Source organism: Flavobacterium sp. ARAG 55.4 (assembly GCF_051846875.1).
Lineage (GTDB): Bacteria > Bacteroidota > Bacteroidia > Flavobacteriales > Flavobacteriaceae > Flavobacterium > Flavobacterium plantiphilum.
The window spans coordinates 175,575-195,183 of the sequence record NZ_JBPYCT010000001.1 but is presented as its reverse complement, the minus strand read 5'-3'; the positions used below and the strand labels follow the sequence as shown (position 1 = coordinate 195,183).

General features: G+C 34.3%; 12 protein-coding genes. 3 read left to right on the top strand and 9 right to left on the bottom strand.

From position 1 onward, the window contains the following. Positions 1 to 68 precede the first annotated feature (68 nt). A complete protein-coding gene (locus ACSV4D_RS00865) occupies positions 69 to 2,807 on the bottom strand; it encodes a glycosyl hydrolase (RefSeq protein WP_439226791.1) in 2,739 nt (912 codons plus the stop codon). Between the two features lie 440 nt (positions 2,808 to 3,247). Here ACSV4D_RS00865 and ACSV4D_RS00860 point away from each other — a divergent pair, with 440 nt between their 5' ends. Further along, positions 3,248 to 6,397: a SusC/RagA family TonB-linked outer membrane protein gene (locus ACSV4D_RS00860; RefSeq protein WP_439226790.1), complete on the top strand. Its 3,150-nt coding sequence runs from the start codon at positions 3,248 to 3,250 to the stop codon at positions 6,395 to 6,397. Between the two features lie 7 nt (positions 6,398 to 6,404). Then, positions 6,405 to 7,940, top strand: a complete 1,536-nt coding sequence (locus ACSV4D_RS00855) for a RagB/SusD family nutrient uptake outer membrane protein (protein WP_439226789.1) — start codon at positions 6,405 to 6,407, stop codon at positions 7,938 to 7,940. Positions 7,941 to 8,058: 118 nt separating this feature from the next. Here the strand turns inward: ACSV4D_RS00855 and ACSV4D_RS00850 are convergent, their stop codons facing one another. Together ACSV4D_RS00850 and ACSV4D_RS00845 are read right to left on the bottom strand one after the other, a co-directional pair. Then, positions 8,059 to 10,698, bottom strand: coding sequence for an AsmA family protein (locus ACSV4D_RS00850; protein WP_439226788.1), 2,640 nt, complete (start codon positions 10,696 to 10,698; stop codon positions 8,059 to 8,061). 160 nt (positions 10,699 to 10,858) lie between these two features. Next, positions 10,859 to 11,653, bottom strand: coding sequence for a DUF2797 domain-containing protein (locus tag ACSV4D_RS00845; protein ID WP_439226787.1), 795 nt, complete (start codon positions 11,651 to 11,653; stop codon positions 10,859 to 10,861). A 98-nt stretch (positions 11,654 to 11,751) separates the two neighbouring features. Here ACSV4D_RS00845 and ACSV4D_RS00840 point away from each other — a divergent pair, with 98 nt between their 5' ends. Continuing rightward, positions 11,752 to 13,278, top strand: a complete 1,527-nt coding sequence (locus ACSV4D_RS00840; RefSeq protein ID WP_439226786.1) for a GH3 auxin-responsive promoter family protein — start codon at positions 11,752 to 11,754, stop codon at positions 13,276 to 13,278. 60 nt (positions 13,279 to 13,338) lie between these two features. Here the strand turns inward: ACSV4D_RS00840 and ACSV4D_RS00835 are convergent, their stop codons facing one another. From ACSV4D_RS00835 to ACSV4D_RS00810, 6 genes are all read right to left on the bottom strand, one after another. Continuing rightward, on the bottom strand, positions 13,339 to 13,773 hold the full coding sequence (locus ACSV4D_RS00835) for a VOC family protein (protein ID WP_439226785.1): 435 nt from the start codon (positions 13,771 to 13,773) through the stop codon (positions 13,339 to 13,341). A gap of 22 nt (positions 13,774 to 13,795) precedes the next feature. Beyond that, a complete protein-coding gene (locus tag ACSV4D_RS00830; protein ID WP_439226784.1) occupies positions 13,796 to 14,233 on the bottom strand; it encodes an SRPBCC domain-containing protein in 438 nt (145 codons plus the stop codon). Between the two features lie 209 nt (positions 14,234 to 14,442). Next, positions 14,443 to 15,681 (bottom strand): phosphoserine phosphatase SerB, encoded by a 1,239-nt coding sequence (serB, locus tag ACSV4D_RS00825; protein ID WP_408080931.1) that lies wholly within the window; start codon positions 15,679 to 15,681, stop codon positions 14,443 to 14,445. A 169-nt stretch (positions 15,682 to 15,850) separates the two neighbouring features. Continuing rightward, on the bottom strand, positions 15,851 to 17,083 hold the full coding sequence (clpX, locus tag ACSV4D_RS00820) for an ATP-dependent Clp protease ATP-binding subunit ClpX (protein WP_408080930.1): 1,233 nt from the start codon (positions 17,081 to 17,083) through the stop codon (positions 15,851 to 15,853). 150 nt (positions 17,084 to 17,233) lie between these two features. Then, positions 17,234 to 17,908 carry an ATP-dependent Clp endopeptidase proteolytic subunit ClpP gene (gene clpP, locus ACSV4D_RS00815; RefSeq protein ID WP_073241462.1) on the bottom strand — a complete coding sequence of 225 codons (675 nt, stop codon included), beginning with the start codon at positions 17,906 to 17,908 and terminating at the stop codon, positions 17,234 to 17,236. Between the two features lie 276 nt (positions 17,909 to 18,184). Then, the gene (locus ACSV4D_RS00810) at positions 18,185 to 19,510 is read right to left on the bottom strand and encodes a trigger factor (protein WP_408080929.1); all 1,326 of its coding nucleotides are present in this window, start codon (positions 19,508 to 19,510) and stop codon (positions 18,185 to 18,187) included. Between the last annotated feature and the right edge of the window lie 99 nt (positions 19,511 to 19,609).

The following is a 19,609-nucleotide window of genomic DNA, read 5'->3' as shown; positions in this document are numbered from 1 at the left end:
CTTCCCAATTGTAATCTTATTCAAATTATAATTGGGAAGGTTTTCTTTTTAAAAAAAATTAAAACGGTTTAATTCACTTCATTTTTCAAAGGAGTTATCGTAACCGGACTTGTTAAACCGGAAGGCATTGGAGTCCATTTAGTAGCATCAAATTTATTATAATCCTTATCCACCATATTAATTTCGTAGAAAATCTTCCATTCTTTTCCTTTCATTTCCATATCGCGAACTCTATTGGCAGAAAGATTAGTCACCTGAACTTTCAACTCATTTTTCCCTTTCTTCAATTTTCCTAAATTGATTGTAAATGGTACAGACCACGCTTCACCGATATACTCCCCATTCAGCCAGATTTTAGCACTTTCTCTCACATCACCCAGATTTAATTGCCAATTATCCGCAGCTACTTTTGGTGCATCAAATTGCAAAGTATATAGTGCCGTTCCTGAAAAAGCTTCAGTTTCAGGGCTAATTTTAGTCCATGATTCTAATGTACTTATTTTTGCAGGAGCCGGTAAAGCAGGTCCTCCTTTTTCAAAAGTCAGCTTCCAGTCTCCTTTTAATACAATAGGCTCAGCTGCAGCTTCATAATATTTCCAAGGTTTTTCAGAAGCAGTATTTTCGGTTTTCAAAAGCAATGATTTTCCGGATTCAATACGAAGTTTTACTAAAGTAGTTTGCCCTTCTTTCTTAACTATTGCATTTCCTGTCTTTCTGTTTAACGGATCTAAAATCAATACCTCTTTATTGGCTACAGCCAAAGGGATAAAACCTTCAATAGTCTTAGCAGTATGATTTACCAGATAATAGATTTTTTCTCCATCCAAATCTCGTCTGATGAATTTTAAACCGGTTGTTACCAATGTTTCCGGTTGTTCATTGGCTTCCGCCAAAGCTTTAAACAAATCATTTACCGGATTTACTATTGTTTTGTTTGACGAAAGTAATGCCTCTAATTTTTCATTTTGTGCTTGATATTCATTGAACCCCGGAACCGATTTTGGCAAACCTTCAAAAATAATGTGTGCTCCTTCTTTTTTCAAAGCAATCAGTTTTTCTAAAGTTGGCAATGGCATTTTATCACAATTAGGAACTACTAATGATTTATAACTACCACCAGGCAAAACTAACATTCCGTCTTTTACTTTTGCCTGAGCAATAAAAGCATCTGAAACAAAATCAACGCCGTAACCGTTTTCCATTAATTTTTTAGTAGTATCATAAAACGGTGTTCCATGCAGCCACTCTTTCAACGAGTGAATCTTAAATTGGAAAAATAAATTTCCGCCTAAATTTTTTCCCCAGGTATCATAGACCGGGTAATACAATAAAGTTTCATTGTCCGGCTTTCCAGCCTGTAATAAGGATTGACAATTAGCAATGTAATTGAATAAGCCCGAAGCATCTTCCCAGATAGAATTCGTAGCATTAAAATTCACCGAAGCATAAAATTTCCATCCCGGCCATTCCGCTCTTTTAGGTGAATAAGTTGAACCGTGAAGAAAAACGTGATTGATTCCGTTAAGCATTAAATCCTCAACTTCCGGTTTACATTGTGACAAAGCCGTTTTAAAATGATCTCTCAACCACGTAAAAGTTTCTGAAGAAGTCAATGGTTTTCCGGCAATATGAGCTGCCGAAGAAGAAAACTTTAACATAACAGGATCAGCATCTCCATCACGAATATCTTCTTTTTCACGTCTGAATCCCGGGATATCATAAGGCATGGAACCAAAAGTTTCACACTCAGGAATATCAGCAGAGGCATATAAATCAATTAAATTCCCCGGAGAACCGTGTGCCTGTAACTTCGTTTTATAATTTTTAGAATTAGCCCATTTAGTCCACGGTAAATCAAACTTATTCAATAATAAATCAGAAATGGTTTCTCTGTAATCACTTTTAATTCTGTTTCCAATTTCAGAATCCTCTTTACTCAACAACTGCGGAAAGTATTTTTTCAAATCATATCCTCTTCGTTTTTCAAATTCCTGTAGAAAAAGTGGCGTAAAATCAGTTCCATACACTTCATAACTATCATTAAAAATAGCTCTCAGCTTTCCTTCAAATCCTGCTAATGCTTTATCAAAAGGAACCACATAAGCATTCAGCGCTTCAGTAGAAAAATGATCTAAAGTATAGCCTTTACCTCCGGGTGCAGCACGTTTTACCTGCTGCCCTGTTTTCCCTGCAAAAATGGCATACAGCGTATAATTTGTTTTTTTAGCCTTCCAGTTTAATACATTTCCTTTCAATTCATTTGTCAAATCAAGATAAGAACCATCAGCTCCGTAAGCGGAAACAGCTAATAATTGCGCCGGAACTTTCTCCTGAGCCGGATCTGCTTTTATATCCTTATTAAATTGTTCGTTTTTCTTTACCTCATATTTCTCCACGACTAATTTAGTTGCGGCATTTTCTAAGGAAACCTGAGGTCCGCCATAAGGCCAGCCTGTTCCCAGAACCATATCAACCTGCAGACCTAAACTATCAGCAATCTTTACTGTATAGCCCAGCATTTCCATATATTTAGGAGACAAATAATCTATAAAATTACTCTCTTCTCCTTTTACACCGTAAATAGGGGTGATTTCTACACCTCCAATTCCAACTTTTTGAAAATCGATTAAACTGGATTTTAAATTAGGCTTGTCTACAGCGCTTCCCATCCACCACCAGCGTGCCCATGGTTTGCTTACATTTTTAGTTTCCGGCCACGCAGTTTCTGATTTATTTTGCTGAGCAGCACCGTTTAAAGAAAACAAAATTCCGATGACAAACGGAAGATAAGTAAGTTTGATTTTCATTGAATTGTATTTTAATGATTTGTGAACACTTTTTAAAATAGTTTAAAACCACAAAACTATTTAAAATTATTTCTGTTTGAACAGCGAAAAATATTAAATACTTGCCTTTAATGCATCCTGCACCATCCTGTTTGGCATAAATTGATTATCAGTTGTTTTTTTAATCTACCGGATATTTTGCAGCATCTCCACATTGGATGAATAGCTAATAAGTATTTTTATAATATTCATAATTATTTTAACAGTATTTTTTTATTTTAAAAAAATAATTAATTAAAAAATAATAAAAGAATAAATGATTTTAACAAAAAACAAAAATAATTAATATACTCAGGTAATGGATTTCCCTGTAAAAACAGGCAATACAGACACAGCAGGATAGTTAAAAATATCTGAAAAATTATTTTTGAGTTAATTGCTAACCGTAATACAAGTTAATTATGAAAAACAAACTTTTTTATTTATTGAGTATGCTAATGGTTCTTTTGCTAAGTTCCAACATGTATGCTCAGGAAAAATTAGTCAAAGGAAAAATCATCGATGAATCAGGACTCCCGATCCCCGGAGTTTCCTTAGTTATCAAAGGAACAACTAAAGGAAGTACAACTGACATGGATGGAAATTATTCCATTTCAGCGAAACCGGGAGATGTTATTGTGTTTACTTATTTAGGCTATACGGCATCTGAACAAAAAGTAGGAACCTCAAACACTTACAATATCTCATTACAGCCTTCAAATTCAGAACTTGAGGAAGTTGTTGTTGTCGGATATGGTACTCAAAAGAAAAAATTAGCAACCGGTTCAATGTCTTCTATAAAAACAGATAATTTTACTGAAAGACCTATTTCAAGAGTTGATCAAGGCCTTGTTGGTCAGGTTGCAGGTGTTAGAGTTAAACAAACATCAGGGCTTCCCGGACAACCATTTAGCATAAATATTCGCGGAACCGGCTCTATTACTGCTGGAAACGAACCATTATATGTTATAGATGGTTTCCCTATACATACCGAGGGAACAAGTAGTAGTGGAGGTTTTTCTAATGGAAGCCCTTTAGATAATATGAACCCAAATGACATTGCATCGATTGAGGTCTTAAAAGATGCTGCCGCCGCTGCCATTTACGGATCAAGAGCTTCTAATGGAGTAGTTTTAATCACAACCAAAAAAGGTAAAGTGGGTAAACCAAAATTCACCTTTAATACTTATACAGGTGTAAACAAGGAAGCTAAAAGAGTAGATATGCTCAGTGCAGAACAATGGATTAACAGAGCTAAAACTATGATAGATTATCAGTGGGTCAATTCAGGAATTACTGGTGCAACTGCAGATCAAACTGTTGACGAAAGAAGAGCAGTTTTTAATGCTAATAATGCTGCGAATGTTGCCGACCTTGGACCAACTGAGTTTAATACCAGTTATATGTATGACCCACGCTGGGATATAGAAGGACATCCTGGATTAGATTATATCAATTGGCAGGATGTGATTTTCCGTACAGGTATTTTTAACAATTATCAACTATCAGCATCAGGCGCTACAGATATGGTTAACTATTATGTTTCTGGAAATTATCAAAAAAACAAAGGATATATTATTGGCACAGATTATAGCCTGTATTCCGCCAGAGCGAATATCGATGTAAATTTCTCTGAACATCTAAAAATGGGGATCAACATTGCTCCTTCATATTCAATTAAAAATGATCCGGGTGTTGAAGGAAAAGACAGTACTATTCATAAAGCTCTTGGTGCAACGCCGGTTTTTGAAAGCACTACAAATGATGAAGGAGAAAAATATACTACACGTTACGCATGGGGAAGTAGCACAACAAGTATGTTACCACTTTTAAGCAGAACAGGTAAGAATTCTATGTTTAGAAACCTGCTTTCAGGTTACATTGATTATGAAATTATTAACAACTTACATGCTAAGAGTACTATAAACTTTGATAATGCAGACAATACATTTGAAGGATATACTCCAAATGATGCACTACTCAGCATTAGAGGGAACTATAACACCTATCGAAGACAAAATATAGTTAACGAAAACACTTTAACGTATAGCGGAACAATTAAAGACAATCACAACTTCACATTACTTGCTGGACAATCTTATAATTCTTATCAAATAACTAGTTCCAATCTTTCATCTGGAAGTCTTTACAATAGCTATACTATTGAGACACTACCCTCAGGCTCAACTGGTAGCACAAATTCTGAAAAAAATGTTCAAATCTCCTACTTTGGAAGACTTCAGTATGATTTTAAAGAAAAATATATTCTTTCTGCAAGTATAAGACGTGACGGATCTTCAAAATTTGGTATTGCACAAAGATGGGGTACTTTCCCTTCTCTTTCTCTGGGATGGATAGTTACTGAAGAAGATTTTATGAAAAATGCAACCTGGCTTAACAGTTTAAAATTAAGAGCCAGTTCAGGATTAAATGGTAATAATAACATTGGTAACTATGCTGCTTTTTCAACTTTAGCTTCCTATAATTACGCTTTAGGAGGAGGAACAGGACTAGGAAAAGGAGTATCAGGCATACCAAATCCTAATTTACATTGGGAAAAATCGCAGTCAAATGATTATGGTATTGATTTCGGAATATTAAATAATAAAATTTCCGGATCATTTGATTATTACACAAAAACAAATAGTGATTTATTACTGAATGTACCAGTTTTAGCTGCTTCAGGTAACACAAGCTTGCTAACAAATATTGGCAAGGTAAGAAATCAAGGTTGGGAATTTGAATTGAATACTGCTAATATTACAACTAAGGATTTTCAATGGAAAACTTCAGCAAATATCAGCTACAATACTAACAAAGTTTTAGCATTAGGACAAGATCAGGATAAAATCGAAATTAACTCAAGTTTTAGTGGTGGGGTTCCTTTTTACAAATTAGAAGTTGGAAAACCAATGTACACCATCTTTGCTATTAAACAAGATGGGGTGATTACTCAGGCAGACATTGATAAGGGTGGAACTACCTGGTCAGGTAAACCTTTAGTATTAGGTGATCCCAGATATGTAGACCAAAATGGAGATAGTAAAATAACAACAGACGACCGTGTTGATGTTGGAAATCCTAATCCTAAATACATTTGGGGGATTACCAATACATTTAAATACAAAAACTTAGATTTAAACATCCTGGTACAAGGTCAAAATGGAGGATACATTTATAGTTTGTTAAGTAGAGGAATCAACCGTACCGGAATGGGTGCTGTTGAAAACAATCTTGACGTAAACCCTGCAGTAAGAGGAAACTGGAAAACGAATTTTGGATATGTCCCTAATACTGACTGGTTATACAAATCAGATTACATCAGTATCAGAAACATTACTTTAGGCTATAATCTTTCCAGTGCTTTAAAATCATTGAGCAGAATCGACAATGCAAGAATATATATAAGTGCTGAAAACTGGTTTTACAAAGACAAATACAAAGGAGGATTTAACCCTGAAGCTGCTAATGTTTCTGGTAGTAATAATGACAGCTTCCCAGTTCCTGCCGATTATGGCGGAGCACCACTAGCTAAATCTCTTGTATTAGGGCTTAATATTAATTTTAATTAAAACAAAGATGAAAAAACATATCTATATAATTGCAAATCTTCTTGCTGTTTTTGCTTTAGCATCTTGTGAAAGCGAACTCAACCAAATTCCACTATCACAGGAAACAACAGAGAATTTTTATTCGACTCAAAATGATTTTATTCAGGCTCGAAATGCTACTTATTCTTATGCTTTTCACGGCGCTAATGAGTATGGTTATCCTAACAGAATATTAAATTTAAGCGAAGTACGATCTGATAATTTTTATGCTACCACACAAGCTTCAAGAGATTGGGAAGGTATTAATAATTTTTTCACATCACTAAGTACCAACCCTTTAATAAAAGAAGCTTATGTATCTAATTATAACGCAATCTATAAGGCGAATCAATTATTAGAAAAATTAGAAAGTAACGGAAATGTAATTACAGCTGAAACTGAAAGAACATACATGAAGGCAGAAGCTAGCTTTTTAAGAGCATTTTGCTATTTTGATTTAATTCGTTGGTTTGGGCGAGTTCCGCTCATAAAAAACACATTATCCCCTCAAGAAGTTTCTAAAATAGGCAGAACACCTGTTACAGAAATTTATAATTTAATTCTTTCCGATTTACAGTTTGCAGTAGACAATCTTCCTCCATCTTATGACGAAGCTAATTATGGAAGAGTGACTAAATACGGGGCTAAAGGATTATTAGCTCAAGTATATATGACTCGTTCATCCCCAAATTATGGTATAGACGGTGCAATGCTTGGATTAAATGAATGGGATAAAGCATATCAACAACTTAATGATATAAAAATTAGTAATCAATTTGTATTCGCTACTGATTATGCTTCAATATTTAAAACTGAAGGAAACGCTAACAAAGAAAATGTTTTGGTTATACCATATTCTCAAAATACTGGTAATGGAGTTGGTGGAAACTTTGAAATTGAGCTAGGATATCAACCGTATTTTGCTTCCTTAAATTTATCTGAACAAGGCTCATTAGAATACAAACCCATTTCTTCCTCATTTCTAAGCATGTTTGATGTTAATGACACCCGTAGAGGAGTGACTCTGGCAGAAACTTATACAGTTACATCTGGTACATATTTAGGTACATATACAGCAAATCCTGTAGTAAAAAAATATATTGATGCATCCAGATATGGAAATGGAAGAACTGATTGGGGAGTAGACTTTATTGTTTTAAGATATACTGATGTTTTAATGTTAATGGCAGAATGTACACTCCACGGAGGAGGTGGATCACAAGCAGATGTAGATAATATAGTCAACGACATTAGAGAAAGAGGAGGTCTGGCGAGAGATGCAAGCAATGTTGATTTAAACCGATTATTCAACGAAAGAAGAATGGAATTTTTCGGAGAAGGAACAAGATGGTTTGATTTAATAAGATCCGGGAATGCAATAGCTACACTGAATGCATGGAAGACCTTAGAAGACACCTCAGGTAGCCTTGGCATTATAGACAAAAATTCATTGTTATATCCAATACCACTTCAGGAATTCCTGACGGCTCCTGGCTTGTACGATCAAAACCCGGGATACGATTAATATGCTAAACAATACTTAATTAACTCACAAAAAGACAAGTTAATTTTACCGTATAATCCAACAAAAAATCCATCTCAGTTTTAATATTCTGAGATGGATTTTTTTTATTAATATCAAACTATTTCGTTTTTGTAGTATCTGCTGGTTTTTTCTTCTTGTTGAATAAATTGTTTAATAAATCAGTAGCTTTAGCTTTTACTTCTTCTTTGGCTTTTTCCTGAGTTTCAGCTTTTGATGCAGGAACAGCTGTTTTAGCAGTATCTCCTGGTTTTTTATTCTTATTTAAGAAATCAGTCAAAGCAGAAGTTCCTTTAGTAACTAATTTCTGTTTTTGCTGCTGAACGAGCTGATTGGTCAGATTAGTCACTGCTGTTTTTAAATCGGTTGTTATTTTAGGCTTAGAAAAAGTTCCGGTCAACATGGCTTTAACAGGAATGCTTTCCAGTTTTTGAGCATCGGCAGCAGATAATTTTGCAATAAGCGCATTAGCTTCCGTACCTAAATATTTTGCCGGAACATTAAACTTAATATCATAATTCATGCTTTGGTCAAAACCATGCGTTCCTCCAATAGTTGCCTGTATATCCTGATATTTAATATTAAATGGTTTCACGTTTACTCGTCCGTTGTCAAAAGTTATTGCCGCCTTTAAATCATTTAAATTGATTTTGCTTAAATCTAAAAATTTAATATTCGAACTTAAAGCATTTAACAATGTCGAATTCTTTTCATTAACTGTTGTTGAAAGAAACTGACCTAATAAATCTCCTGAAATTGTTTTTAAATCAGGAGTAAATTCTTTTGCATCCAGATTTCCGTTTAGTTTAATCGTAGAATTGAGTTTACCATTTACAATTCCTGCAATTGGCGCCAATTTTTTAAGCATATCTAACTGGGTAAAAGATTGTGCAATATCCACCTGTTTCATCCCTAAATCCATATTAAAGACAGGTACCTTCCCTTTTGTGGACACCGAACCGCTTAGTCCCACTGAACCTCCAAAAATTGAAGTCTTCACATCTTCCATCGTTAACTTTTCATCTTTTACAATTAATTTTCCGGAAACATCTCTCAGGGTTAAATTATCATATAAAACTGTATTGGCTTTTGCAGTAAGCGTACAGTCCAAAAAAGCCGGAATCTTCATTGCTTCCGAATCTTTCTTTGTTTCATCTGAAGAAGTTTTTTCATCCGTTGTGGTCATAAAATCATCGACTGCTATCTGATTAGAAGTCAGATTAAAATTCCCCTGTAAATTTTGATTTTTAAAAATATATCCGTAAAAATTCTCTAAAACACCAGTAACGTTCAAATCACTTTTTCCTGTAGAGGCACTAAACTGTTTTAAGTTTACTCTGGACGGATTAAAAACGATTTCAGCTTTATTAATATTCATGGATTTACCATTTTCATCGGTATATTTAAAACCAGACAAGCTTATGGCTCCCGCATTATTAATGTTCTGATACTGGCTTTTTTCTACTGATTGCATGTCAAATTTAGTAGTGACATCGGCTTTTAGTATTCCGCTTAAAGGTTTGTCTAATTTAACAGGATATGCTTTTGTTACATTTGCTAAATTGATGGTTCCTTTTAGCATCGCATCAACAAGAGCATTTTCGGTGATGTTTTTAATATTAGCTTTAGCATTAAAAACATCCTGATCAATCCTGAAAGAAAGTTTATCTATGTTAACATAAGTATCGTTCAAAATCCCCGTTTGATTGATAATTTTAGTATCTATAACAATATTTTGCACTGATTTTGGCAAATCAGGATATTTAAAAGATGCATTATCTGAAGTAATTTCGACATTGAATTTTGGTACAGTAGTATCTGAATAGATTCCTTTGGCAAAACCTGTAACCGTAAAATCGCCTGTTGTTTTTACATTATCCAGATTGGCCGCATAAGTGGCAGGAATCACGCCTAAGAAGTTCTTAAATGAAGATGTTGGGGTTTTAAATTTCAAATCATATTCCTGACCCGCATCAAGTAACTGAATAAAACCGTCAAATTCTAATGGTAACTGATTGATTAAAGCCTTATTTTCTTTAAAAGTATATCTGTTATTTTCCAAATCAATTCCTAAAACGGCATCTAAATTCAGGACAACATTTTTCATGTAATTTACTTTGTCCATATCCAGACTGATTTTAGCCGATGACTGCGTATCCAGATCTAATTTAGAAGCAGCAAAATCTCCTGTTCCTTCATGATTCAGACTGTCGATAAGCATTTTTATTTTGGACCTTTCATCAAAATAGCGAAACTGAAAATTATCGATTTTATAATTCTGAATATTCAGTGCTAAGGGTTTACTTTCGGAATTCTGACCTTCTTTTTTGTCGTCTTTAATCGCAATATCATAATTTCCAATTCCATCTTTATTGAAAATAATATTGATTAAACCATTTTTTGAATTAATTCCATCAATATTTATGGGTTCATTATCGCCTTTAAAAAGTTCTTTAACAGACATTTTTAAATTTAACTCTCCCAGAGAAATCAATGTATCTCCTTCAAAAGGCGCCTTATTAATGATGGCCAGTTCTTCAATGGTGACATTTGCATTTGGAAAATTCTTAAACAAACTCAGATTAGCATCAGCAAAACTTACTTTAGCATCAACTTTTTGATTAATCGCTTCAATAATTTTCGCTTTTATCTGGTCCTTAAAAAAATAGGGAATAGCAAATAATGATCCTATAAATAAGAATAAAATAGCTCCTGTAATTAGCAACACTTTCTTTAACATGATGATGGAATTTTATTTAATAGTAAACTATTACAAAAATACCGCTTTAGAAGCTATCGGTTTTATAATATTTTCATAATATCTTATAATTTCAAATCATAATCCTAATATACACCATTCAAAAAAGCCTATTCACAATTAGTTTTCAATAAAATTAACCCTATACATCAATACGCACTACCGAACCTTCCGCTCCACGAATATTAAAAACAGTACCATCTTCAAATAATAAGTATTGCCCTTTTACTCCGGTTAATTTCCCCTCAAAAACAGGAGTTTTATCTAAATTTAAGCTTTTTACTTTTGTCGGATACTGCAAGACCGGATACTCTATCTGATACAAATCAATTTTATCGGAATAAAAATATTCCTGAACTTCGGCCGGAATTAAATTCTGTAATTTTAATCGTTCTGCAACCAGATCTACCGCTTCTATATCATTGGTTAACATTTTACGCCAATTGGTTTTATCTGCATAATGATTTTTCAATGCAACCTCGGTTATTCCTGCTAAATAGCGATTTGGAACCTCAACAACAGCAATGGCTTCATTAGCCCCCTGATCAATCCATCGTGTAGGTACCTGAGTTTTTCGTGTTACCCCTACTTTTATCTCGCTTGATAAAGCTAGATAGACAATATGAGGCTGCAATTGCGCTTTTTCTTCATAAACCAGATCTCTGTCAGCAATCCCTAAATGTGCAGTACTCAGCTCAGGCCTCATAATCCAGTCGCCCGCTGCAGCACTGGAATAAAAGCAATCATAACAAAAACCCTGACGATAGACTTTCTTTTTTTTACTGCAATTTAAACATTGAAAATCTACAAAACTGATAGTAATATTTTTGTTTAACAGCTGATTTACGTTTAAAAAACTAGTTTCAAAAACCAAATAATATTGAATTGGGTTTCCGTATTCTGTTTGCATCTTTGTGAGTACGCCTTCGTATTGCATTAAGTTTGGATTTTAAAAAGTTTGATGTTTCGTAAATTTTCCTATTTTTGGTAAAGTTATTATTCCTAAGGTAATTTTCATAACCCTATTTTTTAAAAATGCCAATACAACTCCTCAATTCATTTGCCTCCTGGGTCTTAAAACAACGAATTCATCAGATTGAACTCTTTGTAAAATATCCTAATGAAGTTCAGGAAGAATTACTTATGAACCTCATTGCTGCCGCAAAAAATACGGTGTTAGGCAAAAAATATGATTATGCTTCCATTAATTCCTATGCTGTTTTTTCAGAAAGAATTCCGATTTCTACTTATGAAGAATTACAGCCACTGATTGAAAGAACTCGTCAGGGAGAACAAAACGTTTTTTGGGAATCTCCTATAAAATGGTTTGCAAAATCCAGCGGAACAACCAATGCTAAAAGCAAATTTATTCCTGTAAGTAACGAAGCCTTAGAAGATTGTCATTATAAAGGCAGTAAGGATTTGCTGTGCATGTATCTGAATAACAATGAAAATTCAGAACTCTTTACAGGCAAAAGTTTACGTTTGGGAGGGAGTTCTCAAATTTATGAAGACAACAACAGTTATTTTGGGGATTTATCAGCGATATTAATCGAAAACATGCCTATATGGGCTGAATTCAGCAGTACGCCCAGCAACAAAATTTCGCTGATGAGCGAATGGGAATCTAAGATGGCTGCGATTATTAATGAGACCAAAAGAGAAAATGTAACCAGTTTTGCCGGTGTTCCTTCGTGGATGCTTGTGCTGATGAACAGAATGCTCGAAGAAACCGGTCAGGATAATCTGCTTGAAATATGGCCAAATCTGGAAGTTTATTTTCATGGTGGCGTAAGTTTTAACCCGTATCGGGAACAATACAAAAATTTATTACCTAAAAAAGATTTTAAATACTACGAGATTTATAATGCTTCAGAAGGTTTTTTTGCCATTCAGGATTTAAATCATTCCAATGATTTACTACTAATGCTGGATTACGGAATCTTTTACGAATTCATTCCTATGGATACTTTTGCAACTCCTAATCAAAAAGCTGTGCGTCTGGCCGACGTAGTATTAGATAAAAACTATGCTGTCGTAATTACAACCAATTCTGGATTATTTCGTTATTTAGTGGGCGATACCGTACGCTTTACTTCTCTGAATCCATTTAGAATCAGAGTAACCGGAAGAACCAAACACCACATCAATGTTTTTGGTGAAGAATTGATGGTTGAAAACACTGATATGGCTTTAGATAAAGCCTGTCAGATGACAAGAGCAGAAATTAAAGACTATACCGTTGCACCGGTTTTCATGAATGGTAAAGAAAAAGGAGCTCACGAATGGATGATTGAGTTCAAGAAAAAACCTGAAGACATGAAAGTTTTTCAAAAAGCGCTCGACGAAACTTTGCAAACCTTAAATTCAGATTATGAAGCCAAACGCTACAACAACATGACCCTAAATCCTTTGGTCATCAATGTTGCCAGAGAGAATTTATTTTATGATTGGTTGAAAGACAATAACAAACTGGGCGGACAACACAAAATTCCGAGATTATCCAATCAAAGAGATTATCTCGAACAATTGAAAAGGATGCAGGAGAAAGTGATTGTATAACAAAACCTCAATTCGGCTGAATTAAGGTTTTGTCAGCAATTCTATCATTCATTTTCATAATTATTGTTTCCCGTTTTTGTCAAAATTAACCATCCAGTTAATCCCGAATTGATCGGTAAGCATCCCAAAATAAGCCCCCCAAAAAGTATCATTCATAGGCATATGAGGATTTCCCTGTTCTGAAAGCCCATTAAATATTCTATCAGCCTCCTCTTTACTTTCCACATTCACAGAAATAGAAACATTACTCCCAAAAGTAACATCACCACTTGCTGAATTACTGTCACTTCCCATTAACATCATTGAGCCAACAGGCAGACATACATGCATAATCCTATTACCATCCTCTTCAGACAGTTCAGGAGAATCAGCGTCTTTAGGCATATCCTTAAATTTTCCCAAATACGGTATTTCACCACCAAAAACAGATTGATAAAACAAAAATGCTGCTTCGCAAGTGCCGTTAAAAATCAAATACGGATTAATTGTTGTCATACATTGTATTTTAAATTAATGATTATGCTTCCGAAAGTTCTTTGATTATGGATAATGCCTTTGCAAAAGCATCATTGAAAAAAACTACATATTTTTCAGTCGTATCTACTTTAGCCTCCAGAACAGTTATTCCATCTGTTTCTGTCAGACTATACGTTTCCATCGCATTAACCCATTCCTGAGTAGCCGAATCGACAGGCTCTATTTCAAAATTTTTAATCATTGCCAAATGCTTAAAGGCCATGTATTCGTTTACCTTTTTTTTCTCAATAACACTATGCATTCCTTCACCGTTTGGGGTAAGAAATTGTATTACACTCCCTTCCTTCCAATCGCTTACAGCATAAGTTCCTTCACAAAAAACAGCTGCCCATTTCCTGTAAGTTGTATCATCCCATAAAAGTGACCAGACTTTTTCTTTGGGAGCATTAATTTCAATTTTAAAAGTTAATGTTTTCATATTCTAATCTATTAAAATTATATTTTACATCATTTTTAGTTCCATAAAAGAAAAACAAATTCTAGCTGTAGTTTCTGAATTTTTACTTGAGCTGTAACTATTTTTTCCTTTTCTTGAATTATAAAAATACAATTTTTAATTAAATTCCATAAAAAAACCTTAGTTCAAAAATCAGAACCAAGGTTTCTTATATGCTAGCATTGAGCATTTTATATATCGTCCATCATATCAATATGGCGGTCATGATATCCTAATAAATACAAAACTCCATCGAGACCCAAACTGGAAATGGAAGTAGCTGCGCTTTCTTTTACCGTAGGTTTAGCATGGAAAGCAATTCCTAATCCGGCCAGATTAATCATTGGTAAATCATTAGCCCCATCACCCACAGCAATGGTTTGATTGATATGAATGCCTTCTTTTTCAGCAATAGCTTTTAGAAATTCAGCTTTCTTTTGACCATCAACAATATCACCTATATAGTTTCCTGTTAATTTTCCGTCTTTAATTTCCAATTCATTCGCATGAACATAGTCAATTCCTAACTCTTTTTGCAAATAGTTTCCAAAATAAGTAAAACCTCCTGAAAGAATCGCAGTTTTGTATCCGTAGTATTTCAGTGCTTTCATCAATCGGTGTGCTCCTTTAGTAATAGGCAAATTGATTGCTACATTATGCAACACATCTTCGCTCAAACCTTCTAATAAAGCCATACGTTTCTTGAAGCTTTCACTAAAATCAATCTCTCCGTTCATGGCCGATTCAGTAATTGCTCTTACCTGCTCACCCACTCCTGCCAGCTCTGCCAGTTCATCAATCACTTCAGTTTGAATTAGTGTAGAATCCATATCAAAACACACCAAACGTCTGTTTCTTCTATAAATAGTATCCTCCTGAAAAGAAATATCCACATCTAAACTTCTGGAAACCAACATAAAACTAGCCGTCAATACTGTTTTATCAACAACTTCACCCGAAACAGATAATTGCACACAGGAACGCGGATAAATCTCCGTTTCTACAATGGAGGTTCTTCCGGTTAATCGTTTTATAGAGTCAATATTTAAATTTTGGTCTGACATTATTTTAGTTACCGCTGCCAGTTGAGCTGCAGTGAGTTTTTCGCCCAAAATATTAATGATATAACGCTGTTTAGACTGCGTTTTTACCCATTTTTCATAATCTTCTACGGTAATTGGGATAAACTTTACTTTAATACCTAATTCATACGCTTTAAACAATAAGTCTTTTAAAACCGGCGCTGAAGAAGAACCTGCTTCGATTTCGAACAAAATCCCTAACGAAAGTGTATCATGAATATCAGCCTGTCCTATGTCCAAAACAATGGCATTATACATTGCCAACACTGATGTTAAACCAGCTGTAACCCCTGGTTTATCCTGACCAGAAACTTTTAATAAAATAACCTCTTTATCCTCAATTGCCATTTTTAATCTATATTGATTTTAGAAGCGACAAAAATCGACAATAAATTGCTTATAAAAAAACAGATTTTGTGTTTTTTACACAGAGATAATTTCAAATAAAATACCCCAACAAAAAAACCTGCTCAAACTAATGAACAGGTTTTGAATATTTTATTTTAAAAAAAAATCTTTAAGAAGCAATCTCTAATCGTTTCAATAAATTTTTATTCAAAGTTTCCTTTGCATAATCTACGTCAATTTCAAGTATTTTATCATCAGAACTTGGCAATTCATACATAGCGTCCGTTAAGATAGCTTCACAAAGGGAACGCAATCCGCGGGCTCCTAATTTATATTCCAATGCTTTATCTACAATAAAATCCAAAGCATCATCAGTAATAGAAAATACTACCTCATCCATTGAGAACAACTTTTGGTACTGCTTAATTAAGGCATTTTTAGGCTGTGTTAAAATTGAACGCAGGGTTTCTCTGTCCAATGGATCCATATGAGTTAACACGGGCAAACGACCTATAATTTCCGGAATCAATCCAAAGTCTTTAATATCTTTAGGAATAATGTATTGTAACAAGTTTTCCTTATCAATATTATCTTCATTTTTTGAAGTAGAATACCCGACAGCCTGACGGTTCAAACGTTTCGAAATAATACGTTCTACTCCATCAAAAGCACCACCGGCAATAAACAGAATGTTTTGTGTATTGACTTCTACAAATTTTTGATCCGGATGCTTACGCCCTCCTTTTGGTGGTACGTTTACAACTGTTCCTTCTAATAATTTCAATAAAGCTTGTTGCACACCTTCTCCTGAAACATCTCTGGTAATCGATGGATTATCGCTTTTACGGGCAATCTTATCTATTTCATCAATAAATACAATGCCGCGTTCAGCCTTAGCCACATCATAATCAGCCGCTTGTAAAAGACGTGTCAGAATAGTTTCGACATCTTCACCTACATAACCAGCCTCCGTTAAAACTGTAGCATCTACGATAGCCAAAGGAACATCTAACATTTTAGCAATGGTTTTTGCTACTAATGTTTTTCCGGTTCCGGTTTGTCCCACCATGATGATGTTACTTTTTTCAATTTCTACCTCATCGTCCAGTTGCTGTTGCATTAAACGCTTGTAGTGATTGTAAACCGCTACTGACATTACTTTTTTAGTCTGGTCCTGCCCTATTACATACTGATCCAGAAAAGCTCTGATTTCTTTTGGCTTCTGCAAAATCAAATCGCCAATTAATTTTGAACTTCCGCTAGATTTCAATTCTTCCAGAACAATTCCGTGAGCCTGTTCGATACATCTGTCGCAAATGTGCGCATTAATACCAGCAATCAACAAATTAGTTTCTGGCTTTTTCCTTCCACAAAACGAACACTCTAATACTTCTTTTGCCATTCTTTATTTAAGTTACTAAGCTGCAAAGATACTAAGTTTCTAAACTTTAAAAACTTACCTCCTTGTAGCTTAATATTTTTATTTTTGTTTGAATTTCAAATTACAAATCCTTAGAAACTTAGTATATCAGTAACTTGAAAACTTTAAAAATTATCCTCTTATTAATACCTCATCAATCATTCCGTATTCCTTAGCTTCGGCAGCTTTCATCCAGTAATCACGCTCACTGTCTTTATGCACTTTATCAAAAGTTTGTCCGGAATGTTGCGAAATAATATGATACAATTCATCTTTTAATTTCAACATTTCACGTAAGTTGATTTCCATATCAGTAGCCACTCCCTGAGCTCCTCCTGATGGCTGATGAATCATTACTCTTGAATGTGGTAAAGCCGAACGTTTTCCTGCTGCACCCGCACACAACAATACTGCTCCCATAGAAGCTGCCATTCCTGTACAAATAGTTGCTACATCAGGCTTGATGTATTGCATCGTGTCATAAATTCCTAATCCTGCGTAAACGCTTCCTCCCGGAGAGTTCAGGTAAATCTGAATATCTTTAGAAGCATCGGCACTTTCTAAGAAAAGTAATTGTGCCTGAACGATGTTTGCAATCTGATCGTCAATTCCTGTTCCCAGAAAAATAATACGATCCATCATTAATCTTGAGAAAACGTCTAATTGCGAAATATTCAATTGACGTTCTTCAATAATATAGGGAGTCATATTAGTAGGATTCATTGCCGCTACTATTTTATCATAGTACATTGCATTTACTCCTTGGTGCTTTGTAGCAAATTTTTTAAATTCTTTACCGTAATTCATTTTTTTATGTTTAAAGTTTGAAAGTCTAAAGTCCGAAAGTCATATAAAACCTTAAATCAAAGTTTATACCTTTCTGTAAATGATGCCAATTTGTCTTCTTTGTATCTTTAAAAAGTTTCCGTTTTCAAGTCCTTGTACCCGAAACTTTTAAACAAAAGAGCGTCAAAAAAAACTTCTGACGCTCAAATATACTTATTTTTTATTATTTAGCCTTTGTAATAAAATCATATTATTTTGACTTTCGACTTTATTACTTTCGACTTTACAGACTAATATTTATTCTCCGTAAGACGCAGCAATAAATTCATCGTAAGTCACTTCTTTAGTTGTTGGATTTGCTTTTTCTTTAAACAATTCCAATAATTTTTCAGCAACTACCTGATCAGAAAGTCTTTTTACTTCGTCCTGGTTAGATAAAACTCTGGCAACAATTCCCTGAACTTCTTCGTCAGTTGGGTTTGTTTGACCAAATTGAGCCATTTGAACTCTGATATTTTTAGCTGTAAACTCTTTTAAGTCTTCAAAAGTGATTTTGATATCATTTTGAGCCAAAGCTTTTCCTTCGATTAACTGGAAACGCAATCCTTTTTCAGAACGTGCGTATTCTACTTCAGCTTCTTCAGCAGTTAATTTTTTCTCACCTACTGTCTGTAACCATTTTTTAAGGAATTCAGAAGGCAATTCGAATTTTGTATTTTCGATTAAAAATTCTGTCACATCACCTAATAATTTTTGGTCTGCCTGTTGCGCAAATTGAGATTCAGCATCTTCTTTAATTTTTGCTTTCAAATCTTCTAACGAAGCTACATTTCCTTCTCCGAACAATTTGTCGAACAATTCCTGATTCAATTCAGCCGGTTCAGAAACAGTAATTGCTTCGATAGTAAAATCTACATCAATTGCTAAACCGTGAACGTTATCATGACCTACTTTTAAGTAATCCATCAATTGGTGATCGTCTTCAAATAAACCGCTAGTGTTTACAGTAACAACATCACCCACTTTTTTACCAATGAATTTATCAGCAGTCGCTTTGTCTTTAAAAATATCTAAAGTGATAGTAGTCGTGTTACCAATTCCTTCCGCTTCGTTAGTAAAAATCCCTTTAATATCAGAATTTGCTTCAACAGCATCCTGAGGAATTGCATTACCAAATTGTTTTTGGATACGAGCTACTTGTCCGTCGATTAATTTATCATCAGCAGTAACTACATATTTTACGATATCGTTTTTAGCATCTAAATCCAATTCAAAGTTTGGCACTAAACCAATTTCGAATTCAAAAGTCAATTCTTCAGCTGACCAATCTAAATCTTCGTTTACTTTAGGAAGTGGAGTACCCAAAAGATTTAATCTTTCAGACTGAATATAACGCTCTAAAGCCAGGTCAACAACTTTCTTAACCTCTTCTTGTTTAATTCCTCTTCCGTATTGTTTTTCAACTAAGTCTTTAGGCACAGCCCCTTTTCTAAATCCTTTTACTTGTGCTAAAGGCATTTTTTCGTTGATTCTTTTGGCTACCTGACCTTTGTAATCCATGTGTACCACAGTCATTACAATGGTTTCAGTTACAGCATCTATTGCTACTCTTTTAATATCCATCTTCTTCTTTAATTTACATAATAAAATTGGCTGGCAAAATTATAAAATTTTAACCAGCCAACCAAGCTTTTTTTCCCGAAGCTTCGGGATTGAATTTCA